Raw genomic sequence first — 21,469 nt, forward strand, 5'->3', positions numbered from 1 at the left:
GTCAGCATGCCCATCAACATCCTGATGCCCGCTCTTTCGCCGACGATGGAGAAGGGCAACCTCGCCAAGTGGCTGAAGAAGGAAGGCGACAAGGTCAAATCCGGCGACATCATCGCCGAGATCGAGACCGACAAGGCGACCATGGAGGTCGAGGCCATCGACGAGGGCACGATCGCCAGGATTCTCGTGCCAGAGGGCACGCAGGACGTGCCTGTCAACGACGTGATCGCGGTGCTGGCCGGCGAGGGCGAGGACGTGAAGGCGGCAGGTGCCGCCAAGCCCAGTGCCTCCGCCGCGCCTCCGAAAGCTGCTGAAGCCCCTGCTGCTGCATCGGCTCCTGCGCCTGCTGCGCCCAAGGCCGCGCCGGCGCCCGCCGCAGCACCTGCACCGCAGGCCGCAGCACCGGCTGCGCAGAGCAACGGCCATGCCGGCCGCGTGTTCTCCTCGCCGCTGGCGCGCCGGCTCGCCAAGGAAGCCGGCGTCGATGTTGCGATGGTGACTGGCACCGGCCCGCATGGCCGCGTGGTGGCACGCGACGTCGAGCAGGCCAAGTCCGGCAAAGGCCTGAAGGCTCCCGCGGCGACGCCGTCAGGCGCACCCTCGACCGCGCCGACCATGTCGGACAAGCAGATCCTGTCGCTGTTCGAACCCGGCTCCTACGAGGTCATCCCGCATGACGGCATGCGCCGCACGATTGCGCAGCGTCTAACCGCGTCGATCCAGAACGTCCCGCACTTCTATCTCACGATCGACTGCGACATCGGCAAGCTGCTCGCCGCGCGCGAGGAGATCAATACGGCTGCTCCCAAGGACAAGGAGAAGAAGCCGCTCTACAAGATCTCGGTCAACGACTTCGTCATCAAGGCGATGGCGGTCGCGCTGCAGAAGATCCCGAATTGCAATGTGAGCTGGACCGAATCCGGCATGGTCAAGCACCACCATTCGGACGTCGGTGTTGCGGTGGCAATGCCCGGCGGCCTGATCACGCCGATTATCCGCAAGGCGGAGACCAAGACGCTATCGACCATCTCCAACGAGATGAAGGATTTTGCGACACGCGCCCGCTCGCGCAAGCTGAAGCCCGAAGAGTACCAGGGCGGCACGACGGCCGTCTCGAACCTCGGCATGTTCGGCATCAGCCACTTCACTGCCGTGATCAATCCGCCGCATGCGACCATCCTCGCGGTCGGCACCAGCGAGGAGCGGCCTGTAGTCCGCGGCGGCAAGATCGAGATCGCGAACATGATGAGCGTGACCCTGTCCTGCGATCACCGCGCCATCGACGGCGCGCTCGGCGCGGAACTGATCGGCGCCTTCAAGCAGCTGATCGAAAATCCCGTCATGATGATGGTCTGACGCGCGGTAGAGGGGGCACCGTTGCATGTCCGTACCCGCTGGCCATGGATGTCGCTGCTGCTTGGAGCAGTCGTCGCGCTCAACCCGATTGGGCTCGATCTTCTTTACTCCGCGTTCTTTGCCGGTGAACAACTGGCACGGAACATCGCCCAGCCGGTCGTGCTGATTGCCTTGGCCGTAATGGCTTTGGCGACGATGCTCGAATGGCTGGTGAGGTCTTTTCTGATCAAGCGCCGCGCCCGCGGCGCCTCTTGAGTTGAATGGGAGCCGCCATGGCCGAGACATCCTTCGACATCATCATCATCGGCTCCGGTCCGGGCGGCTATGTCACCGCAATCCGCGCCGCCCAGCTCGGCTTCAAGGTCGCGATCGTCGAGAAATCCTATCTCGGCGGCATCTGCCTGAACTGGGGCTGCATCCCGACCAAGGCGCTGCTGCGCTCGGCCGAGATCTACCACTACATGCAGCACGCCAAGGATTACGGCCTGTCGGCCGACAACGTCTCGTTCGACCCGAAGGCGGTGGTGCAGCGCTCGCGCGGTGTCTCGAAGCGGCTGAACGATGGCGTTGGCTTCCTGATGAAGAAGAACAAGGTCAGCGTGATCTGGGGCGCGGCCTCGATCGATGCGCCCGGCAAAGTCACCGTGAAGAAGTCGGACGTCGAGGGCCCCAAGGGTGCGCTGGGCGAGGGGACGTATCAGGCCAAACACATTATCGTCGCGACCGGCGCGCGGCCGCGGGTGCTGCCGGGCCTCGAACCCGACAAGAAGCTGATCTGGACTTATTTCGAGGCGATGGTGCCGGAGCGGATGCCGAAATCGCTGCTGGTCGTCGGCTCCGGCGCGATCGGCATCGAGTTCGCCTCCTTCTTCCACACCATGGGCTCGGACGTCACCGTGGTCGAAGTGCTGCCGCAGATCCTGCCGGTGGAGGACGCCGAGATCGCCGGCCTGGCCCGCAAGCGTTTCGAGAAGCAGGGCATCAAGATCCTGTCCTCGACCAAGGTGACCAAGCTCGAGAAGAAGGCCGACAGCGTCGTCGCTACCATTGACGACGGCAAGGGCAAGCCTGTGACGACCGAGTTCGAGCGTGTGATCTCGGCGGTCGGCGTCGTCGGCAACATCGAGAACCTTGGACTCGAGAAGCTCGGCGTGAAAACGGATCGCGGCGTCATCGTGATCGACGGCTACGGCAAGACCAACATCCCCGGCATCTATGCCATCGGCGATGTCGCGGGGCCGCCGATGCTGGCTCACAAGGCCGAACATGAAGGCGTGATCTGCGTCGAGGCGATCAAGGGCCTGCATCCGCACGCCATGGACAAGAACCTGATCCCGGGCTGCACCTATTGTCAGCCGCAGGTGGCCTCCGTCGGCCTCACCGAAGCCAAGGCCAAGGAGAACGGCCGCGAGATCCGCGTCGGCCGCTTCCCCTTCGTCGGCAACGGCAAGGCCATCGCGCTCGGCGAGGACCAGGGCTTGGTCAAGGTGATCTTCGACAAGAAGACCGGCCAGCTGCTTGGCGCCCACATGATCGGCGCGGAGGTCACCGAGCTGATCCAGGGCTACGTCGTCTCCATGAACCTTGAGACCACGGAAGAGGAGCTGATGCACACGGTGTTCCCGCATCCGACCCTGTCGGAGATGATGAAGGAAGCCGTGCTGGATGCGTATGGACGGGTGCTGAATATTTGACGGGCGCGCATCGCCGCCCACCACCGTCATTGCGAGCGAAGCGAAGCAATCCAGACTGCCTCCGCGGAAAGACTCTGGATTGCTCCGCTGCGCTCGCAATGACGAGCGGAGGGATCTGTTTGCAAAACAAGAAGGAAATCACCCCATGCAAGACAACGACAACCTCACCATCGAACGCCCGACCTTCGTCACCCATCTCGAATGCGCGATGGAGGGCGATCATTACGCCGCCGACCGGGTCCACAACCTCTCTAAGGCCGGCAAGCCGCTGCTGGTGCGCTACGACCTTGCCGGTGTGAAGACGGCGCTGACGAAAGACGCGCTCGCCCAGCGCCCCGCCGACATGTGGCGCTACCGCGAGCTTTTGCCGGTGCGTAAATGTCGGGATATCGTCTCGCTCGGCGAGGTCACGACGCCGCTGATCCGGCTGCCCAAGCTCGGTGCAAAACTCGGCGGCGGCGAGATCATCGTCAAGGACGAGGGGCGCTTGCCGACCGGCTCGTTCAAGGCGCGCGGCCTCGTGATGGCGGTGTCGATGGGCAAGGCGCTCGGCATCAAGCATATGGCGATGCCGACCAACGGCAATGCCGGCGCGGCGCTCGCGGCTTATGCGACCTCCTGCGGCATCAAGACCACGATCTTCTGCCCGGCCGATACGCCGGAGGTGAACGTCAGCGAGATCGAGCTGCAGGGCGCCACCGTCTACCGCGTCAACGGCTATATCGACGATTGCGGCAAGATCGTCGGCGAGGGCGAGGCGAAAGTCGGCTGGTTCGACACCTCGACCTTGAAGGAGCCGTACCGCATCGAAGGCAAGAAGACGATGGGGCTCGAACTCGCCGAGCAGCTCGGCTGGGACGTGCCCGACGTGATCTTCTATCCGACCGGCGGCGGCACCGGCTTGATCGGCATGTGGAAGGCGTTCGACGAACTAGAGAAGATCGGCTTCATCGGCAGCAAGCGCCCGCGCATGGTCGCGGTGCAAGCCTCCGGCTGCGCCCCCATGGTGCGCGCCTATGAGGCCGGCACCGAGCATGCGACGCGCTGGGAGGACGCTCACACCATCGCGTCAGGCATTCGCGTGCCGCAGGCGATCGGCGACTTTCTCATTTTGCGCGCGGTGCGGCAGAGCAACGGTTTTGCCATTGCCGTCGACGACGATAAGATCTCATCGGCGCTCAGCGAGGTCGCGCGCGAGGAGGGGCTGTTGCTCTGCCCCGAAGGTGCTGCCACCTACGCCGCCTACAAGGACAGCCTCGCCGACGGCCGCGTCAGCAAGTCCGACCGCGTGATGCTGTTCAACTGCGCCACCGGCCTGAAATACCCGCTGCCGCCGGTCACCCGCACGCTCGATCGCCACAAGCCGATCGACTATTCGCAGTTCTAGCGCGGCATTTCGTCCCTTCAGGAACGATCCCTCTTCCCGTACGCGGGAAGAGACTAAAACAACAATGACATTGCTGGGAGAAGACAATGAAGGCCGCCTGGGCTGCGCTGATTGCTATTCTCGCTGTTGCAGGCGCCGCGCGCGCCGACGACTATCCCTCGCGTCCCATCACCATCATCGTTCCCTTCGCCGCCGGCGGTCCGTCGGATGCGATGGCGCGAGTGCTTGCCGAGCGGATGCGGACATCGCTTGGGCAGCCGCTGGTGATCGAGAACGTCACCGGCGCGGGCGGCTCGATCGGCGTCGGCCGCGCCGTGCATTCGGCCCCCGACGGCTACACGATCTCGTTCGGCCATCTCGGCACCCACGTTGCCAACGGCGCCGTCTACAAGCTCAATTACGACTTGGTCGCGGACCTGGAGCCGGTGGTGCTGCTGCCGAGCAATCCGATGATCGTCGTCAGCAAGAACGCGGTGCCCGCGACCTCGCTGAAGGAGCTGCTGGACTGGCTGAAGTCGCGACCGTCGCCGCCGACCGCCGGCACCGCCGGCGCGGGCTCGGGTAGCCACATCGCCGGGGTCTATTTCGAGAGCGTCAGCGGCATCAAGCTGCAATACGTACCGTATCGCGGCACCGCGCCCGCCCTGAACGATCTCATTGCCGGCCAGATCGACGTCATCGTCGACCAGACCTCGAACTCCATCAACCAGGTCCGCGCCGGCACCATTCGCGCCTACGCCATCACCGATGACAGGCGCCTGTCGTCGGCGCCCGACATCCCGACGGCGGAGGAGGCGGGCCTGAAGGGCTTCAACATGACGCTCTGGTCCGGCATGTGGGTGCCGAAGGGCACGCCAAAGGCGATCGTCGCCAAGCTCAATGCCGCTGCCGTGGAAGCGCTGAACGATCCCGGCGTGAAGAAGCAGCTCGAAAGTCAGGGGCTTGAGATGACACCCCAGGATCAGCTCACGCCCGAGGCCCTGGGCGCCCGCCAGAAGGCGGAGATCGCGAAGTGGTGGCCAATGATCAAGGCGGCGAACATCAAGGTGGAGTGAGCGCCGTGTCGCCAGGGCTCGGCGCCAGCGTATCACGTCTCGGTTTGATCGGAGCCGGACAGGGCCATCCGCAGACATTCAAGCAGAGCGGGCGTGGAGAACGGCTTCGCCAGAAAGCAGATAGCGCCCGCTTTCAGCGCGCGGTCGCGCACGGCATCGTCGGGAAAAGCCGTCATGAAAATGAAGGGCGTGTGGTGACCAAGGCTGCGCATGTGCGTCAAGAGCTCAAGGCCGCCCATCAACGACATCTGCACATCCGCGATCACGCAGGACGTCGTCTTCAGTTCGGCCGATTGAAGAAATTCGTCAGCGGAGCGAAATATGTTGACCGTGTATCCCCGCGACGTCAGCAGATTATTGGTCGCAAGGCGGACTGATCGATCATCGTCGATGACGGAAATGGCCGAGGGGATTGACAAGATGATCGCTCCTGATCGGGGAGCCGCCGATCACGGTGCCGCACTTGACGAAAGTGAGCCCTTGGAGCGAGCTTGAAAAGCATACTTAGGTTTGCACCTTTCCGCCCGGGCGTGAGATTCCGAGCGCCTCCACCATTCTGACGAGATCGGCCAACGACTTGGCGCCCATTTTCCGCATGATCTGCCCGCGGTAGATCTTGACGGTAATCTCAGCCAATCCGAGCTCGGCAGCGACTTGCTTGTTCATCAGGCCGGACGCCACCAGGGCGAGGATGTCGCGCTGGCGCGCGCTTAAACCCTCGAATCGGGACCGCACTCCCGCGACCGACTCCTCGGCATTGCGTCGCTTGCGATCCCGTTCGATCGCGGCCTGAACCGCATCCAGCATGTCCTGGTCGCGCACCGGCTTGGTCAGAAAATCGATGGCGCCGCTCTTCATGGCCCTGACGGTCATCGGAATATCACCATGACCGGTGATGAAGATAATGGGCGTGTGAATGTTCGCCTTCGCTAGGTCCGACTGCAGGTCAAAGCCGCTTGAGCCCGGCAGGCGGATGTCGAGCACAAGGCAGCTGGGGACCGCCGGTGGCTTGGCTTCCATGATCTCCGCCGCGGAGCCGAAAGCCTCGACCTTGAGGCCGACGGATTGAAAGAGGTTGGTGAGCGCACGGCGCATCGATGGATCGTCGTCGACGATCAAGACGATCGGATCGTCGGAACTCGTCTGCACCGTCGCCACCTTGGGAAGGTCGGTCACGACGTGTCCTCGATCGGCAAGGGCAGGGCAATCTGGAATGTTGCTCCGCTTCCGTCATTGGGGAAGGCCGAGAGCCGGCCCGCATGAGCCTCGATGATCGATCGGCAGATCGACAGTCCCATCCCCAGGCCGCTCGGCTTTGTCGTGAAGAAAGGTGTGAAGATGCGCTCCGTCGCGCCGTCGCCGAGGCCGACCCCGCTGTCTGTCACGATCAGGAGCATGCGGCCTTCGCCGTGCTCGCTCGCCTGGCTGGAGCGGATCGCAAGCTCGCGCGGACGGTCCACATTGGCGTGCATGGCTTCAATCCCGTTCATGACCAGGTTGATCAGCACCTGCTGCAGCTGGATCCGGTCGCCGCAAACGCTGGGTAGAGCGGACGCCAGCTCCATTCGTACCGACACGGCATGGGTGGCAAGCTCGCGGCGGACGAGCGCCACCGTCTCCCTGACGAGCTGGTTCATGTCGACCGGAGCCATCTCGATCTCGGTCTTCTTCGCAAGCGTTCTGATCCGGCGGATCACCTCGCTGGCGCGATTGGCGTCCTCGACGATCCATTCCACGGAACGGCGTGCGGCATTCAGTTGGGCTGGTTCGCGGCCGAGCCATCCGATACAGGCATCCGCATTGGAGATCACGGCGGCCAAGGGCTGATTGATCTCGTGGGCGATCGAGGCCGTGAGTTCGCCGAGCATCGTGACACGCGTCACGTGAGCTAGTTCGGCTTGCGCCTTGCGCAGCGCTTCTTCGGCCTGCTCGGCGCGGATGGCCGCCGTCACGTCGCTGCTGACGCCACGATAACCGAGAAAGTTGCCGTTCGCGTCGTGCAAGGGCTTGCCGCTGGTGCGCACGTAGATCGGAGATCCGTTGCGATCCTTGCTTCGGTAGACCAGGTCGCGAAACGGAAGGTGGGCATCGAGCGTCGCGCGATGCCGCTCCCACTTCTCGGGCTCGAGCTCGGCATCGGGTGGAATGTCCCAACGGGCGAGGCCGATCACGCCCGTGGGCACGGGACCGGCCGTGTCGGCATGTTCCGAAATCCGTGTGATACGGTGGTCCGGCCCGCTCTCCCAAAACCAGTCCGAGGCGGTTTCGGCATAGTCGCGAAATCGCTGCTCGGACAGCTTGAGCTCGTCAAAGGCTTTTTGCAGCGCTTGTCTGGCGGCAAACTGCTCGGTGACATCGACGTGGGTGCCGATGATTTCCGTGACATCGCCGTCCCCGCCGACGACGGGATGCCCCTCCGTATGGACGTGTCGTACGGAACCGTCCGGACGCAAAATCCGAAAATCAACTTCGAAAGGCTGCTTTTGCCGGATTGCCTGACGTTCCACATCGACGATCCGGCGAAAGTCTTCGGCGAGGATCCGTTGTTGGAAAGCCTGCGCCGACAGATCGATCTGGTCCGGGTTGAATCCGAACAGGCGATAGAGTTCGGCCGATCGGTAGGCAAACTCCTGACTGCGCACGTTCCAGGCCCAGCTGCTCGTGTGGCTGAGGCGCTGGGCTTCGGTCAGATAGGCTTCGCTGCGACGCAGCCGCTGTTCGGTTTCCTTTGCCGTAGTGACGTCAGTGACCGCTCCGACAAACTCGATGTGGCCGGATCCATGTCTCACCACGCGTGCCACGGAATGGAGATATTTGATGGTTCCATCGGGCATCAGCAGGCGATATTCATGGTCGAAATCGCCGACCTCACGGAAGGCCCGATCAAGGGTCTTGCTGACCGCATTGCGATCTTCCGGATGAATGCGCTGGAAAACGAAATCGAGCGTCGGTTTGACCTGCGGGTCACATTGGAAGATGCGAAAGGTCTCCCTGGACCAGACGGCCTCGCGGGTTGCCAGGCTCAGGCCGAAGCTGCCGGTGCGGCTCAACTCCTGCGCTTGGGCAAGGTAGGCCTCGCTCTGCCGCAGCGCATCCTCCGCCTCCTTGCGCTGGGTGATGTTTTCGCAGGCGACCAGCACGATCGGCGTGCCGTCGCCGCGTCGCATGGCCTTGGCGTTCTCACGGACCCAGAGAACCGAGCCGTCCTTCCGGACCTTGCGAATCTCCCAGGTGTGCGACTGGTCCACGGTTTCCAGGCACAGCCCGACACAGCGACGGACGAAATCGCGGTCCTCTTCGAAAAAGACGTTCAGCACAGATTGGCCGGTCAACTCGGCCGCCGTGTAGCCCAGTTGCGCGGCGCCAAATGTATTTACGTTGAGCACCGTTCCGGCCGGATCGACCATGAAATACATGACCGGATTGTGCTCGAACACTTGTCGCCATTGCTTCACGGCGTCGCGCAGGTCGGCATTGTCCTGCCGCCAGCCATCCCCAGTCGCGGACTCGCCTTTCCCCGCATTGCCGAGAGATCGAAGCGCCGCAAGGCCGCCGAGCAGGAATTGCGCGGCCGAATTCCCTAGTTTTGCGATCTGGCCAGGCATCATCGCAAGCGTCCCGGCCCGCGTGGGGCAGGGAGAGTAGAGCACTTTGCGACAGCAGGGGCAATTCCCTGATCAAAGCAGGATTCCGCATCGAAAGTTCGCGGGCTCCGTGCAGCTTGCCAGCGTTGCGCCGTCTCGTTGCGAGCGGACGAAACTCCGGTAAATCACCGGACAAACCTATGTATAGGTCGCGCAATCCTAGTCATACGCTGCATTTACCTCCGTACAATTGAGCGGCCCGTCACATGGGGACTAGTCTCACCGGCAATCCAGTGGTGTCGATCGCAACGCTTGAACAGTTGAGTAGCGCGGGGTCGTGCACTCAAGAGGCCAGCTTCGCCTCCGCTGGCGCTGACTTGCCGATGATCTGGTCACGATTGAGAAGCCGCATTTCGTTGACGAACGTGATGATTGTGCATCAGCGCCCGTGGGGATCCTCGACCGTCAGAGGCGCCCATCAGAGGCCAGGAGGAGAGGATCATGTGCGATAAGCCCGAACACTCCGAGCGCCCTTCCGCCGCAAAAAGCTGCGCCGTCTGCAGCGGGAAGTTCGGCCTGATCCGGTATTATTCCTGGCGAGCGCCGCTTTGCTCCCGGAAATGTCTCGATCGCTTCAGAGCGCGCCGCGAACGCGATCGCCGATGGCTGTTTCGGTCTCAGGCGGCGTAAGCACCAGTCACCGGATCTGCTGCGTTCGGCAATTCTGTATCGGGAGGCTGCGCGTTGAACCGTTGTTGCAAGCTCCTCTTGGCGATCACGCTGCCGCTTTCGTTGATGACTGGAGCGGAGGCGGACGAGGCCGGACAGGATGGCGCACATCGTCATCCGCCTCGGGATCTGCTCCTCCACGAGCAGTTCTATTCGAGTTGGCACCTGCCGGACAATCCGGTGCTGACTTGCTGCAACAACGCCGACTGCTACCCGACCGAGATACGGCGGGTCGAGGGGAGCATCTACGCGCTGCGCCGGGAAGACGGGAAATACATCCTCATTCCGCCTCAGAAGGTCGAGCGAAACAGGGATAATCCCGACGGCCGCAACCATCTTTGCGCGCCGCCGCCGTCCGCCTCTCTCGTCGACACGGTCTACTGCTTTGCGCTCGGAGGTGCCACATGAGGTTCATATTGGTGAACGGCAGGACCCCTTTTCGCAAAACGTCCTGCCTCTGGTGCTGCGAGGAGATCAGCGGCGGCTATCTGCGCGATGCGAAGACGCTGCTGCCCTACTGCGGCTACGAGTGTTACGCGCTTCATGGCGAAGCTGCGCCGCTGATCGAGGGGCGCACACGAGCGGCGTCTTGAGCGGATAGGAGGGCGAAACGGGCGGTGGATTTGCCGTCCGGGCGAGAGGACATCGCGATGAGATTCATGTTCGTCAATCAGGAAGGGCCTCGCCACGGCGGTACCTGCAGCGCGTGCGCGCAGCCGCTGGGCGCGAGTTACGTCCGCCATGTGCCCGCTGAGCGGCGGTACTGCGACTATGATTGCTACCGTCGATATCAGCAGACGGCGGTGGAAATGCTCTGGCCTTACCGCAGTTCGCTCGAAGCGATCACGGTGTCGAGCTGGAACTGGATACTGCAGACGGGCGCGCTCTCGCGCTCGCTGACGGAAGCATTTCTGCGCGCGTACGAACCCTCTGACCACGGAAGGAGGTGACGGCTCGCCAAACGATGCGGACCCGCGCAGAGAGGTCGGTCGCAGTCACTGCATCCAGCTTCACGCCGCGTCCAGCCCCGGCGTCGCGAAGCTAGGGCGCGGCGGCTGCGGCCGATGCCGTCGTCGGCATCGCGCCCCTGTTCGGCGTCGTAACGCGCTGCTCGGACTTCGCCGCGACGACGCTGCTGGCCTCAAACCTCGCACGATAGACCAGCACGTTCTCGATCACGCGCTGGACGTAGTTGCGCGTCTCCGACAGCGGGATGCGCTCGACCCAGTCGACCGGATCGACCTTGGGATCCCTGGGGTCGCCGCGCGCCTGCACCCATTCGCGCACGCGGCCCCGGCCGGCATTGTAGCCGGCGAAGGTCATGATCTGGTTGCCGCGATATTCCGACATGAGCGCACTGAGCTCGGCCGCGCCCATCTGCGTGTTGTAGACGGGATCGGAGACCATCTTGTCCCAGTCATAGGTCAGGCCGAAGCGCTTTGCGGTGTCGCGGCCCGCTTCCGGCGTCACCTGCATCAGCCCGACTGCGTTGGCGGCCGATTTGTCGCGCTGGTCGAACGAGCTTTCGGTGCGCGCCACCGAATAGATCACGCTGGGATCGATCGCGGGCGCCACCTGCTTATGTTCAGGGATGCCGATGGTCGGGAAGGCGTAGTGATCGAGCGCGAGCCCGCGCGCCAGCGCCGACTTGCCGACCTCCAGCATCACGCGCGCATCGTTGCGCCGGCCGGCGAGCTCGCCGAGCGCTTCGAGTGCGGCGACGTCGGTGCTCTCCTTGGCAAAATCCTCGGCGAAGTAAAACACCATGTCGCGCTCACCGACGCCGTAGAGCATGTCGGCGGCGCGCACGCGCTCGTCCGCGGGCGGCGCGTCGACTGCTGCCAGCACGGGCGAGGGCGCACGCAGCTCGATGCGGTCGAGACCGAGCCTGGCGCGGGCGAGCTGGCCGTAATAGGCGGTCGGATAGCGCGCCGCCGCCTGATAGCTCAGGCGCGCATCGGCCGGTGCGTTCATTGCCTCGGCCGCGCGGCCGCGCCAATAATGCGCGCGCGACAGCGCGATCGGATTGGCGGAGCCTTCGTCGATCGCGGCGAAATGCGTCATCGCCGCCTTGGGATCATCGAGATAGCGCAGCGCGATCCAGCCGCACATGAAGTGATAGTCGGCGCGATAGACCTCCATCGCGGGCACGGCTGCCGAGCGCACCAAATCATAGGCGGTTTTGAACTTGCCCTGGTCGAGCAGCTTTCGCGCGAGCAGGCGGCGCTCGCGCCACCAGGCGTCGGTGTCTTGCGCCGCCATCGTATCGGGCGCGGCGGCCAGGATCACCTCGGCCGCGTCGTCGATGCGGTCATTCTGGAGATGCCATTGCGCGCGGCACAGCACATAGCCGAGGTCGCGGCGCGCCTCGGCCGAAATGTCCTCCAGGTAATCCTTGGCCTTGCTGGCCTTGCCGGTGACTGCGGCGCAGGCCTTGACGATCGCGAGCGCATCCTCGCCGAGCCGCTTGGCTGCGCGCCGCGCCCCCGCATAGTCCTTGGCGCCGAGCCGCTTGTCCATGCGGGCGCGATGATCCTCGGCGGTCAGGAGATCGCGGAACGCTTGGTAGGAATCCTCCTCACTGCGCTCGGACAATTCGTCCGTGCGCCAGGCATCGCGCACGAGACGCGCGGCCCTGTCGCTGTCGCCCTCGGTCATCAGCACGCGGGCGAGCGCGAACTTGCCCTTGGCGCTGGTCGGCCGGTCCATCGTGAATTTGTGCACGGTCGCCGCGTTGGCCTTCTCCTGCCACAGCCGCGCCTCGGCGCGGCGGCGGAGCAGCGCGCTGCTCGGCCAGTCCGGATTGGCGGCGAGGAAGGCGGCGTAGCGCTTGAAATTCGCCGTGCTTTCGGAATGGCGCAGCATAAACCAGTCGGCGAGTTTCTGTCCGGCCGGGTCGGCAATGCGGTCGCGCGCCGCGCTGGCGTCCTCGGTCTTGCCCTTCCGCGCGAGATCGATGGCATCCTTCAGCGCGGCGAGATCGCCAGTCAGCGGCGGGGCTGCCGGCTTGTCCGAGGGCGCGTCGTCCTGCTTCTTCGACTTGCGCTTGGCCTCGGCATGCTTGCCGTGCCGCGCCTTGCCGGCGGAGGCGTGGCGCTGCTTGCCGGTTTTCGCCTCATGCGTCTTCTTCGGCGCGGACGATTTGTGACCGCTCTTCGCTGCCAGCTCTGTAGGGATGAAGGCCAAAGCGGCCACGGCAACGACACACGCGAGCGAGCGTAGGCACTGGTTCATTCCGTGGTCCCCCTGCGAAACCAGTACAAACCAAAGTCCGCGACGAGATGCGGCTCGAGAATCAAAACGGCGTCAAAATGGTGACACGACGTCGTTTCGCATCCTGAAGCTGTTCCAACAATGCGGCGAAATACGGATGGAGCCAGGGAACCTGTGCAACGGCGGGGCGAGCGGGTCTCTTAACCTTCATTAACGAATACGGCTCGCGCGACGGTTGCGGCGGTTCAGGACGCCTCGAAGCGGCCAAATTGCGCGTATTCCCGGCGGCAAATCCGTTGTATTGGGTTCCAAAGCCTTTCCCCTTCAGCCCATTGTCCCGCGCCCATGCCGATTTTCAACCAGTCGATCCGGCGCAAGATCGTCGGGATTGCGCTCGGCCTCATCATCCTGATGGTCGTCACCGCGATCCTGTCGATGGTGATGTCCAGCCGCGTCGGCCATCTTCTGGATGAGCTGACCGCGCGGTATATTCCGGCTTACGGCCACCTGGCGCGGTCCAATGTGCGTTCGCTGGAGCGGGCGCTGGCGATGCGGCGCATGGTGATCGCCAAAATGCAAACGCCGCCGGACGAGGAGGGCTTTGCGGCGCGGCTGAAGATCTTCAGGGAAACGGACGCCCAGGTCGAGCAGGAGGCCGAAGCCGCGCGAAAGCTGATCAACGCGATCATCGACGATGAGAGCACACCGTCGGACAACGCGGCACTCGCCCGGATCGAGACGCGCATCGAGAATGCAGTCAAGGAGCTTCGCCGCGAACTCGACGAGGAGGACGCCAAGCTGCTCCGGCTGCTCGATGCCAAGGACTTTGCGGCCACGCGCGACGTGCTCGTCCATGTGGACGCGCTCCGCGATCTCTTCACCCAGCGGATCGATGCGATCCGCGCCGAGATGCTCTCGCAGGTGTTCGTGAGCACCGCGCAGGTGATCCGCCATCAGCGCCAGGCGATCATCGTCTCGGGCATCGTGACCATCCTCGCGGCGATCGTCGGACTTGCCTTTGCGATCATGGTCTCCACCGGGATCACGCGACCGGTCCGGCTCTTGCTGGCCGGCACCCGCGAAGTCGAGGCGGGCCGCTTCGACAAGACCATCAGTGTCTCGACGCAGGACGAGATTGGCGAACTCGCCTCCGCCTTCAATCGCATGGTCGAGCAATTGCGCCAGAACGAGCGCATCCGCGAGACCTTTGGCCGCTACATCGATCCCAAGGTGGTGCAGGGGCTGATTGACCGGCCGGAGGTCGCCGTCGACGGTCAGCGCCGGGTGATGACCATCATGTTCTGCGACATGAGCGGCTTCACCGCGATGAGCGAGGGCATGACCCCGCGCGGCCTGGTCAAGGTGATGAACCACTATTTTACCGTCATGTCCGGTCCGATCAGGAGCAACCGCGGCATCATCGACAAATATATCGGCGACGCCATCATGGCCTATTGGGGCCCTCCCTTCATCGAGGAGGAAGAGCCGGCGCTGCTCGCAGGCCTTGCTGCGATCGAAATGGCCGATCAGGTGCCCGCGCTGCAGAAGCAATTGCCGGATCTGCTCGGCATCCGCGCCATGCCCGGGCTTTGCGATCTGCGGATCGGCATCGCCACCGGCGAGGTCCTGACCGGCAGCATCGGCTCCGAGCTGATGATGAGCTTCACCGTGATGGGCGACGCCGTGAACCTCGCCTCACGACTGGAGGCCGTCAACAAGACCTATGGCACCCGTATCCTGATCTCGCAGGCGACGGCGGACGCGATCGGCTCGCACCTCGGATTGCGCGAGGTCGACCGTCTTGCGGTCGCCGGCCAGAGCGCGCCGCAAACGATCTTCGAGGTGATGGGCCGGGCAGGCGCACTCACGGCCGCGCATGAGAGCCTGCGTTCTCACTACGCCGAAGGCCTCGCCGCCTATCGCGCCCGCCGCTTCGACGAGGCCCGCGCCGGCTTCAACGCGGCACTTGAAGCCGTCCCAGGCGACGGCCCCTCGCGGGCAATGCTTGCTCGTATCACGCGGTTCGAGGCCCATCCGCCGGACGAGGGCTGGGACGGCGCCTGGCGGTTGGAGCAGAAATAGTCGGCCGCGCGGGAAAAATTGATTCTACTCGATAACGATGTTCGCAGTGACCTATTTCCCGGGCTTAGGTTTGGTGTCCTTGAGGCGTTTGATGGGGACACGCCGATGACAGAACTTGAGAACAGGCTCGAACGGTTCGAGACGCTCACCGCCGAATGCGAGCTGATCGCCAGGCTCGCCACCGACAGCACCAAGCGTGAGTTTTATCTGAAGCTCTCGGAGCGGTATCGCCAGCTGGCGGTGGACATGCGGCAGGCCATAGCGAGCCAAGCTGCGGCCTGACGCCGGCAATCCGTTCTTAACACTTGGCGCGCATCCTCAATGCAGATGCGAGGACGCCTCCGGTGATTTCCCGCTGTGGAAATGCCGGGGCTCGCTGCGGTGCAGCGCGCCTCGCGAGATTGTTTTGTCGTGCCTAACAGGGCGATCCCATGCGCCTTTTTGCGGTCATCATGTTTGGACTCATGACGGCAGCCTGCAACCAGGAGCAGGAGATCACCGGCTCGACCCCGGTCTGCGCGATGCGGAACTACACTTCCTTCAATCCCCGCGACATGACCCAGTGCGTTGCCGCCTGCAAGGCGTGCGACCACGGCAACACGGTCACCTGCAGCACGTCGTGCACGCTCAAGGGCGCCCGCTGAGCGGCTCCGCCTCCTGGTTCGGGGCCGATGGTGTCTCGACGGTGTTTTGGCACCGGAACGATTCACATGGATCAATCATTGAAGGGATGGCAGGACGCGGAGTCCTTTGGAATGGGTATGCTCGATCCCGGTCGGTTCCTGGTGTCATGCTCTCACTGCGCAGCCTGGCCGATGGCCGCCAATGTAAGACGTTCGAGCTGGTCGGCTTCGCCGAACGAGGTCCGCTTCGTTTGCCCGCGCTGCCGCCGCGAGGAGACCGCGATCATCTCCGCCTCCGGCGAGTTGACGCCGATCCGGCGCGTCGACGTCCCGCCGCGCGACGTCACCGCGGCCTGGGCTCAGGCCCAGCGCCCAAGAGGGCGAGCGTAGCCCGCCGTTTAAGGAGAAGAGGGCCGAGCGCAGCCAGCTGAGGGCAAGAGGGCGCGCGTCACCATCCGTCGGGACCTCTGATGAGGCAGTTGAACTGCCGCGGGAGGTGATCCAAGCAGGTGCAAATGTGCTAGGATCGTCGGCATGAGTTCATCCATGCCCCGTCCAATCCTGCCGCCCCTCCGCGACCGTTTCCGCCTTACCCCGGTCGCGGCGCGCCTTGCGCCGCTGTTCGGCTTCGCGCTGCTGATCGTGTCATGCGCGCTGGCAAGCTTTGCATTCGCCTGTGCCACGCCGTTTGCGGCTTGCGCGGTTGTCGCCGCCGCCATGCTGCCGCTGCGTCCGGCGCTGCTCGTCGTCACCGGCGCCTGGCTGGTGAACCGGGGCATCGGCTTCGGCGCGCTGCACTATCCGATCGACCCCAGCACTATCGCCTGGGGCTTCGTCATCGGCGCTGCTGCGCTGCTATCGACCGCAGCAGCATCGACGGTCCTCCGTAGGCTGCCGCAAGGCCGCACGCCGCTGATGCTTGCGATTGCATTCGTTGCCGCCTACGCGGTCTATGAGTTCGCCGCGACGCCGGTCCTGGGCGGCGAGGGCGCCTTCACCGCCGCCATCGTGACCCGGATCGGGCTGACCAGCGCCATCTGGCTCGCCGGCCTCGTCGCCGCCTGTGAGATCGTCCGTCTGGCCGATCCGTTCGGGCGCGCGATGCGGAACGCCTGAGCGCCAACCAAGGCACTGAAGTCCGGTCATGCCGATAACCGGACCTTTGCCCAGCGCTGCAAGGCGACCGCTGTCCAAACCGTCTCGACAAACCCGAACGGCCAGGCGCCCTGGAGAAAGCCATAGACCCCGCTGAGCGCGCAAGCTGCCGCGAAGGCCAGCACGAAATGCGGTCCGCGCGGCTCGAGCGCGTAAAACAGCAGCATCGCACTGACCGACAGCAGTCCGAAGATTGTGATTGCGTCCATCAGCCGGCCGGAGGCTTCGGCTTCTTGGCGACACCGCGGGTGTGGAAGACGGCGGGCCCCATCACCGGCCACAGCGCGGCCGTCGCGGTCAGAACGGTCGCGGCGCACATTGCAGCCAGCACGGACGATCGGATTTTCAAGCCGCGCGTCCGCGATCGACAGACGATCCAGACCCAGGCGCAGACCACGACGGCGATGGACAGTTTCGTCATCAGCCCGTGCGCATGGTCGAGCACCGCGATCAGGCTGCCCACGCCGGCGAGCACGACAGCGGGTACCCTGCGCCCTCTTGGACAAGAGGGTGAAGCGACGAAGCAAAGCTCGGGCGGAATCAGCCGCGAGAACGCGAAGCGTGTCTGCAAGTTGAATCTGCATTGGCGGATGGCGATTGCTGCCCCTTGCTCCGTCATTGCGAGCGCAGCGAAGCGATCCAGAGTCTTTCCGCGGAGGATTCTGGATTGCTTCCGCCTTCGCTAAAGCTTCGGCGGACAAGTCGCTCCGCTCGCAAAGACGATGTGGAGAGAGTGTGCACAACACTTCGATCTGTGGCCTGGACGCAGCGCCCTTGCGGCGCGTCCGGACAGGCGGGGAGATGATGAAGCGCCGACTCACCTTGGCTGCGCCTCGTCGTCGCGCCGAAGTTGCAACGCAGGCACGCACCGGAAACTTGAAGTTGTGGGATTGTCCTCCCGCCGGGGGTATCGCAGTAAGCTCGATCGTGTCCTCACGGCCACGATTGTGCCGTCCGTGCAACACTCGTCACGGATTTAACCATCTTCTCTGTCCGTTCGCATCGACGCCGCTTTTTGGCCACACCCGAACATGAATAAAATCACTCGAATATTTTAGCGGCAGCGGTGATCCTGGAAGACGACGGAAATCCCCAAGGTCGATTCAAAAGGTCGATTCAAATCTTGGCTCTGATTTTTCGGGTCTGAAAGGGTTGGCCGGGGAAACTGGTTTGCGATGGACGCGAAGAGCAACATCAAGCAGAGGCTGCCGAGCCGTCACGTGACGGAAGGTCCTGCGCGCGCGCCCCATCGCTCCTACCTCTACGCCATGGGTCTGACCACCGACCAGATCCACCAGCCCTTCGTCGGCGTCGCCTCGTGCTGGAACGAGGCCGCGCCCTGCAACATCTCCCTGATGCGCCAGGCGCAGGCGGTGAAGAAGGGCGTCGCAGCCGCCGGCGGCACGCCGCGCGAGTTCTGCACCATCACCGTGACCGACGGCATCGCCATGGGGCATGACGGCATGCGCTCCTCGCTGCCGTCGCGCGAATGCATCGCCGATTCCGTCGAATTGACGATCCGCGGCCACGCCTATGACGCTCTCGTTGGCCTGGCCGGCTGCGACAAGTCGCTGCCGGGCATGATGATGGCGATGGTCCGTCTCAACGTGCCCTCGATCTTCATCTATGGCGGCTCGATCCTGCCCGGCAATTTCCGGGGCCAGCAGGTGACCGTGCAGGACATGTTCGAAGCCGTCGGCAAGCACTCGGTCGGCGCAATGTCGGACGAGGACCTCGACGAGATCGAGCGCGTGGCGTGCCCCTCGGCGGGTGCCTGCGGCGCGCAGTTCACCGCCAACACGATGGCGACCGTCTCCGAGGCGATCGGGCTGGCCTTGCCGTACTCGGCCGGTGCTCCGGCACCCTATGAAATTCGCGACGCCTTCTGCATGACCGCGGGCGAGCAGGTCATGGAGCTGATCGCCCAAAACATCCGGCCACGCGACATCGTCACCCTCAAGGCGCTGGAGAATGCCGCCGCCGTGGTCGCCGCGTCCGGTGGCTCGACTAATGCTGCACTGCACCTGCCGGCAATCGCGCACGAGTGCGGCATCAAGTTCGACCTGTTCGACGTCGCCGAAATCTTCAAAAAGACACCGTACGTCGCGGATTTGAAGCCAGGCGGCCGTTATGTCGCCAAAGACATGTTTGAAGTAGGTGGCATACCGCTTCTGATGAAGACGCTGCTCGACAACGGATTTCTCCACGGTGACTGCATGACCGTCACCGGTCGAACGATCGCCGAAAACCTCAAAAGCGTGAAGTGGAATCCGCACCAGGACGTGGTGCACCCGGCAGACAAGCCCATCACCGTCACCGGCGGTGTGGTCGGTCTGAAGGGCAATCTGGCGCCAGAAGGTGCGATCGTGAAAGTCGCGGGAATGTCCAACCTCAGGTTCACCGGTCCGGCCAGGTGCTTCGACCGTGAGGAGGATGCTTTCGAGGCCGTCCAGAAGCGCACCTACCGCGAAGGCGAAGTCATCGTGATCCGCTACGAGGGGCCGAAGGGCGGTCCCGGCATGCGGGAAATGCTCCAGACCACCGCGGCGCTGACCGGCCAGGGCATGGGCGGCAAGATCGCGCTCATCACCGACGGCCGCTTCTCCGGCGCCACCCGCGGCTTCTGCATCGGCCATGTCGGGCCGGAAGCCGCCATCGGCGGCCCGATCGGGTTGCTGGAGGACGGCGATATCATCGAAATCGACGCGGTCGCCGGTACCCTTAACGTAAAATTGAGCGACCAGGAGCTTGCCCAACGCAAGACCAAATGGACCGCTCGCGCGACTAACCACACGACGGGCGCGCTCTGGAAATATGCTCAGCAGGTTGGACCAGCGGTCGGTGGGGCAGTGACCCATCCGGGCGGCGCGCACGAGAAACAGTGCTATGCGGACATCTAGGCGTACCATCGTTGCGTTTGTGTTGGGGGCTGCCGCGCTGGCCGCGCCGGCTCTCGCCTTTGACGGCGCACCCGTCAGCCAGAAGGATGCGACCATCCCGGTGGTCACGACCTTGCCGGGCGCAGCAGGCAAGGTGCGCAATGTACCGCCAGTCGTGCCCCAGGAAACCTCGCTCAGCGCCCTGCAATATGCCGCGGAGGGTGGCCACCCCATCGCGCAGTGGAAGCTCGGCCGCATGTACGCCAATGGCGACGGCGTCGCCCAGGACGATGTGCGTGCGTTCGAGTATTTCACCCGCATCGCCAACGCGCACGCCGAAGACAGCCCGTCCGCGCCGCAGGCGCAGATCGTCGCCAACGCCTTTGTGGCGCTCGGCCGCTATTATCTCAGCGGCATCCCGAATTCGAAGGTCAAGCCGGACCAGGAGCGGGCGCGGGAGATGTTTTCCTATGCCGCGTCCTATTTCGGCAATGCGGATGCGCAATACGATCTCGCCCGCCTGTACCTGAAGACGCCGGACGCTTCGCGCGAGGATTTCCGCTACGGCGCGCGCTGGCTTGGGCTCGCCGCGCAGAAGGGCCAGCACGAGGCCCAGGCGCTGCTCGGCCAGATGCTGTTCAACGGCGACCGCCTGCCGCGGCAGGCCGCCCGCGGCCTGATGTGGTTGACGCTGGCGCGCGACAGCGCCGGCAGCGACGAGACCTGGATCAAGGAAAACTACAACCGCGCCTTCGCAAAGGCCTCCGACGACGATCGCGCCATGTGCCTGCAGATGCTGGAGCAATGGGTGCAGGGTCGACGGGAGTGATGGGTTGAGGCGGCCTCACGCCGCCTCAAGATCGAGATCCGCCCACACCGGCACGTGGTCCGACGGCTTCTCCCAGCTGCGCACATAGCTGTCGATGCCGACATTGGCGAGCCGGTCGCTGGCCTGTGGCGACAGCAGAAGGTGGTCGATCCGCAGGCCGTGGTTCTTCTGCCAGGCGCCGGCCTGGTAGTCCCAGAAAGTGTAGAGCCCGGGCTCGTCGGTGACGGCCCGAAGCGCATCGGTCAGGCCGAGGCCGAGCAGGGACTGAAAACTCTCCCGCGTCTCGGCCTTGAACAGGGCGTCCTCGGTCCAGGCGGCGGGATTATGGACGTCCCGGGCATGCGGGATAACGTTGAAGTCGCCTGCGAGGATCAGCGGCTCCTCGGTCTTGAGGCGCTCCTTCGAATACTCAAGAAGCCGCGACATCCATTTGAGCTTGTAGGGATATTTCTCGGTGCCGACCGGATTGCCGTTGGGCAGATAGAGGCAGGCGATGCGCAGCACGCCGGACTTGAGCGTCACCACGCCTTCGAGGAAGCGAGCATGGGCGTCCTCGTCGTCGCCGGCCAGCCCCGACTTGGTCTCGTCGAACCGGAGCTTCGAGAGCAGAGCGACACCGTTGAACGTCTTCTGGCCGTGGGTGACCACGTTGTAGCCGAGCGCCTCGATCTCCAGCCGCGGGAAGGCCTCGTCGACGCATTTGATCTCCTGGAGGCAGACGATGTCCGGCTGGCACTCCTTCAGCCAGGTCAGGAGGAGATCGATGCGCTGCCGGACCGAGTTCACGTTCCAGGTGGCTATTCTGATGGGCATCTTGGCGGCTCCGGGCAGGGGCCATGGTTAGAACAAAATGCAAACGCGCCCGTCAAGGACGCTGCGAAAT

The 21,469-nt window shown here is 64.1% G+C and carries 22 protein-coding genes; 15 read left to right on the top strand and 7 right to left on the bottom strand.

The genetic code is table 11. The annotated features are described in order from the left end of the window. Nucleotides 1-6 precede the first annotated feature (6 nt). From IVB54_RS19025 to IVB54_RS19045, 5 genes are all read left to right on the top strand, one after another. Nucleotides 7-1,356: a pyruvate dehydrogenase complex dihydrolipoamide acetyltransferase gene (locus tag IVB54_RS19025; RefSeq protein WP_247397145.1), complete on the top strand. Its 1,350-nt coding sequence runs from the start codon at nucleotides 7-9 to the stop codon at nucleotides 1,354-1,356. A gap of 48 nt (nucleotides 1,357-1,404) precedes the next feature. Continuing rightward, the gene (locus IVB54_RS19030) at nucleotides 1,405-1,611 is read left to right on the top strand and encodes a hypothetical protein (RefSeq protein WP_018458056.1); all 207 of its coding nucleotides are present in this window, start codon (nucleotides 1,405-1,407) and stop codon (nucleotides 1,609-1,611) included. Nucleotides 1,612-1,628: 17 nt separating this feature from the next. Further along, the gene (lpdA, locus tag IVB54_RS19035; protein ID WP_247777444.1) at nucleotides 1,629-3,050 is read left to right on the top strand and encodes a dihydrolipoyl dehydrogenase; all 1,422 of its coding nucleotides are present in this window, start codon (nucleotides 1,629-1,631) and stop codon (nucleotides 3,048-3,050) included. A gap of 145 nt (nucleotides 3,051-3,195) precedes the next feature. After that, on the top strand, nucleotides 3,196-4,437 hold the full coding sequence (locus IVB54_RS19040; protein WP_247777445.1) for a threonine synthase: 1,242 nt from the start codon (nucleotides 3,196-3,198) through the stop codon (nucleotides 4,435-4,437). Nucleotides 4,438-4,523: 86 nt separating this feature from the next. After that, entirely contained in the window at nucleotides 4,524-5,492 is a 969-nt protein-coding gene (locus IVB54_RS19045; RefSeq protein ID WP_085353215.1) for a tripartite tricarboxylate transporter substrate binding protein BugD, read from the top strand. A 32-nt stretch (nucleotides 5,493-5,524) separates the two neighbouring features. Here the strand turns inward: IVB54_RS19045 and IVB54_RS19050 are convergent, their stop codons facing one another. From IVB54_RS19050 to IVB54_RS19060, 3 genes are all read right to left on the bottom strand, one after another. After that, nucleotides 5,525-5,911 (bottom strand): response regulator, encoded by a 387-nt coding sequence (locus tag IVB54_RS19050; protein WP_018458052.1) that lies wholly within the window; start codon nucleotides 5,909-5,911, stop codon nucleotides 5,525-5,527. 85 nt (nucleotides 5,912-5,996) lie between these two features. Beyond that, nucleotides 5,997-6,668, bottom strand: a complete 672-nt coding sequence (locus tag IVB54_RS19055; RefSeq protein ID WP_018458051.1) for a response regulator transcription factor — start codon at nucleotides 6,666-6,668, stop codon at nucleotides 5,997-5,999. Further along, nucleotides 6,665-9,100: a PAS domain-containing sensor histidine kinase gene (locus IVB54_RS19060; protein ID WP_026233490.1), complete on the bottom strand. Its 2,436-nt coding sequence runs from the start codon at nucleotides 9,098-9,100 to the stop codon at nucleotides 6,665-6,667. The genes IVB54_RS19055 and IVB54_RS19060 overlap by 4 nt, the downstream gene beginning before the upstream one ends. A 744-nt stretch (nucleotides 9,101-9,844) precedes the next feature. Between IVB54_RS19060 and IVB54_RS19065 the strand changes: the two genes are divergently transcribed. The 3 genes from IVB54_RS19065 to IVB54_RS19075 all read left to right on the top strand — a co-directional run bounded on the left by IVB54_RS19065 (nucleotide 9,845) and on the right by IVB54_RS19075 (nucleotide 10,755). Continuing rightward, nucleotides 9,845-10,213, top strand: coding sequence for a hypothetical protein (locus IVB54_RS19065; protein ID WP_247777446.1), 369 nt, complete (start codon nucleotides 9,845-9,847; stop codon nucleotides 10,211-10,213). Continuing rightward, nucleotides 10,210-10,398, top strand: coding sequence for a hypothetical protein (locus IVB54_RS19070; protein WP_039800268.1), 189 nt, complete (start codon nucleotides 10,210-10,212; stop codon nucleotides 10,396-10,398). Before IVB54_RS19065 ends, IVB54_RS19070 begins: the two co-directional genes overlap by 4 nt. Nucleotides 10,399-10,464: 66 nt before the next feature. After that, on the top strand, nucleotides 10,465-10,755 hold the full coding sequence (locus IVB54_RS19075; RefSeq protein WP_231188451.1) for a hypothetical protein: 291 nt from the start codon (nucleotides 10,465-10,467) through the stop codon (nucleotides 10,753-10,755). A gap of 91 nt (nucleotides 10,756-10,846) precedes the next feature. On the opposite strand, the gene IVB54_RS19080 is transcribed toward IVB54_RS19075, so the two are convergent. Next, on the bottom strand, nucleotides 10,847-13,039 hold the full coding sequence (locus tag IVB54_RS19080) for a lytic transglycosylase domain-containing protein (RefSeq protein WP_247336756.1): 2,193 nt from the start codon (nucleotides 13,037-13,039) through the stop codon (nucleotides 10,847-10,849). 324 nt (nucleotides 13,040-13,363) lie between these two features. Here IVB54_RS19080 and IVB54_RS19085 point away from each other — a divergent pair, with 324 nt between their 5' ends. The 5 genes from IVB54_RS19085 to IVB54_RS19105 all read left to right on the top strand — a co-directional run bounded on the left by IVB54_RS19085 (nucleotide 13,364) and on the right by IVB54_RS19105 (nucleotide 16,839). After that, nucleotides 13,364-15,100 carry an adenylate/guanylate cyclase domain-containing protein gene (locus IVB54_RS19085; RefSeq protein ID WP_018458045.1) on the top strand — a complete coding sequence of 579 codons (1,737 nt, stop codon included), beginning with the start codon at nucleotides 13,364-13,366 and terminating at the stop codon, nucleotides 15,098-15,100. Nucleotides 15,101-15,205: 105 nt separating this feature from the next. After that, a complete protein-coding gene (locus IVB54_RS19090) occupies nucleotides 15,206-15,382 on the top strand; it encodes a hypothetical protein (RefSeq protein ID WP_018458044.1) in 177 nt (58 codons plus the stop codon). Nucleotides 15,383-15,531: 149 nt separating this feature from the next. Then, nucleotides 15,532-15,744, top strand: a complete 213-nt coding sequence (locus IVB54_RS19095) for a hypothetical protein (RefSeq protein ID WP_018458043.1) — start codon at nucleotides 15,532-15,534, stop codon at nucleotides 15,742-15,744. A gap of 66 nt (nucleotides 15,745-15,810) precedes the next feature. Beyond that, nucleotides 15,811-16,113, top strand: a complete 303-nt coding sequence (locus tag IVB54_RS19100; protein ID WP_247296609.1) for a hypothetical protein — start codon at nucleotides 15,811-15,813, stop codon at nucleotides 16,111-16,113. Nucleotides 16,114-16,269: 156 nt separating this feature from the next. Beyond that, complete coding sequence (locus IVB54_RS19105) at nucleotides 16,270-16,839, top strand: hypothetical protein (protein WP_247777447.1); 570 nt, start codon at nucleotides 16,270-16,272, stop codon at nucleotides 16,837-16,839. A gap of 26 nt (nucleotides 16,840-16,865) precedes the next feature. Here IVB54_RS19105 and IVB54_RS19110 read toward each other — a convergent pair whose 3' ends face one another. Together IVB54_RS19110 and IVB54_RS19115 are read right to left on the bottom strand one after the other, a co-directional pair. Next, complete coding sequence (locus tag IVB54_RS19110; RefSeq protein ID WP_085353205.1) at nucleotides 16,866-17,087, bottom strand: hypothetical protein; 222 nt, start codon at nucleotides 17,085-17,087, stop codon at nucleotides 16,866-16,868. Further along, on the bottom strand, nucleotides 17,087-17,353 hold the full coding sequence (locus IVB54_RS19115) for a hypothetical protein (protein ID WP_247336751.1): 267 nt from the start codon (nucleotides 17,351-17,353) through the stop codon (nucleotides 17,087-17,089). Before IVB54_RS19115 ends, IVB54_RS19110 begins: the two co-directional genes overlap by 1 nt. Nucleotides 17,354-18,053: 700 nt before the next feature. Between IVB54_RS19115 and ilvD the strand changes: the two genes are divergently transcribed. Both ilvD and IVB54_RS19125 read left to right on the top strand, forming a co-directional pair. Then, nucleotides 18,054-19,778 carry a dihydroxy-acid dehydratase gene (gene ilvD, locus IVB54_RS19120; RefSeq protein ID WP_027518135.1) on the top strand — a complete coding sequence of 575 codons (1,725 nt, stop codon included), beginning with the start codon at nucleotides 18,054-18,056 and terminating at the stop codon, nucleotides 19,776-19,778. Further along, nucleotides 19,765-20,586 carry a tetratricopeptide repeat protein gene (locus IVB54_RS19125; RefSeq protein WP_026233489.1) on the top strand — a complete coding sequence of 274 codons (822 nt, stop codon included), beginning with the start codon at nucleotides 19,765-19,767 and terminating at the stop codon, nucleotides 20,584-20,586. The genes ilvD and IVB54_RS19125 overlap by 14 nt, the downstream gene beginning before the upstream one ends. 15 nt (nucleotides 20,587-20,601) lie before the next feature. Here IVB54_RS19125 and xth read toward each other — a convergent pair whose 3' ends face one another. Further along, nucleotides 20,602-21,399 (bottom strand): exodeoxyribonuclease III, encoded by a 798-nt coding sequence (xth, locus tag IVB54_RS19130; RefSeq protein ID WP_007610740.1) that lies wholly within the window; start codon nucleotides 21,397-21,399, stop codon nucleotides 20,602-20,604. Nucleotides 21,400-21,469 lie beyond the last annotated feature (70 nt).

This window comes from Bradyrhizobium sp. CW1 (assembly GCF_023100665.1).
Lineage (GTDB): Bacteria > Pseudomonadota > Alphaproteobacteria > Rhizobiales > Xanthobacteraceae > Bradyrhizobium > Bradyrhizobium canariense_D.

Bases quoted from the DNA above. Each gene is read 5' to 3' on its own strand.
- xth (WP_007610740.1), bottom strand. From the start codon at position 21,399: ATGCCCATCAGAATAGCCACCTGGAACGTGAACTCGGTCCGGCAGCGC.
- IVB54_RS19085 (WP_018458045.1), top strand. From the start codon at position 13,364: ATGCCGATTTTCAACCAGTCGATCCGGCGCAAGATCGTCGGGATTGCG.
- IVB54_RS19110 (WP_085353205.1), bottom strand. From the start codon at position 17,087: ATGGACGCAATCACAATCTTCGGACTGCTGTCGGTCAGTGCGATGCTG.
- IVB54_RS19030 (WP_018458056.1), top strand. From the start codon at position 1,405: ATGTCGCTGCTGCTTGGAGCAGTCGTCGCGCTCAACCCGATTGGGCTC.
- IVB54_RS19045 (WP_085353215.1), top strand. From the start codon at position 4,524: ATGAAGGCCGCCTGGGCTGCGCTGATTGCTATTCTCGCTGTTGCAGGC.
- IVB54_RS19075 (WP_231188451.1), top strand. From the start codon at position 10,465: ATGTTCGTCAATCAGGAAGGGCCTCGCCACGGCGGTACCTGCAGCGCG.
- IVB54_RS19080 (WP_247336756.1), bottom strand. From the start codon at position 13,039: ATGAACCAGTGCCTACGCTCGCTCGCGTGTGTCGTTGCCGTGGCCGCT.
- IVB54_RS19040 (WP_247777445.1), top strand. From the start codon at position 3,196: ATGCAAGACAACGACAACCTCACCATCGAACGCCCGACCTTCGTCACC.
- IVB54_RS19060 (WP_026233490.1), bottom strand. From the start codon at position 9,100: ATGATGCCTGGCCAGATCGCAAAACTAGGGAATTCGGCCGCGCAATTC.
- IVB54_RS19100 (WP_247296609.1), top strand. From the start codon at position 15,811: ATGGATCAATCATTGAAGGGATGGCAGGACGCGGAGTCCTTTGGAATG.
- IVB54_RS19025 (WP_247397145.1), top strand. From the start codon at position 7: ATGCCCATCAACATCCTGATGCCCGCTCTTTCGCCGACGATGGAGAAG.
- lpdA (WP_247777444.1), top strand. From the start codon at position 1,629: ATGGCCGAGACATCCTTCGACATCATCATCATCGGCTCCGGTCCGGGC.
- IVB54_RS19090 (WP_018458044.1), top strand. From the start codon at position 15,206: ATGACAGAACTTGAGAACAGGCTCGAACGGTTCGAGACGCTCACCGCC.
- IVB54_RS19070 (WP_039800268.1), top strand. From the start codon at position 10,210: ATGAGGTTCATATTGGTGAACGGCAGGACCCCTTTTCGCAAAACGTCC.
- IVB54_RS19095 (WP_018458043.1), top strand. From the start codon at position 15,532: ATGCGCCTTTTTGCGGTCATCATGTTTGGACTCATGACGGCAGCCTGC.
- ilvD (WP_027518135.1), top strand. From the start codon at position 18,054: ATGGACGCGAAGAGCAACATCAAGCAGAGGCTGCCGAGCCGTCACGTG.
- IVB54_RS19125 (WP_026233489.1), top strand. From the start codon at position 19,765: ATGCGGACATCTAGGCGTACCATCGTTGCGTTTGTGTTGGGGGCTGCC.
- IVB54_RS19105 (WP_247777447.1), top strand. From the start codon at position 16,270: ATGCCCCGTCCAATCCTGCCGCCCCTCCGCGACCGTTTCCGCCTTACC.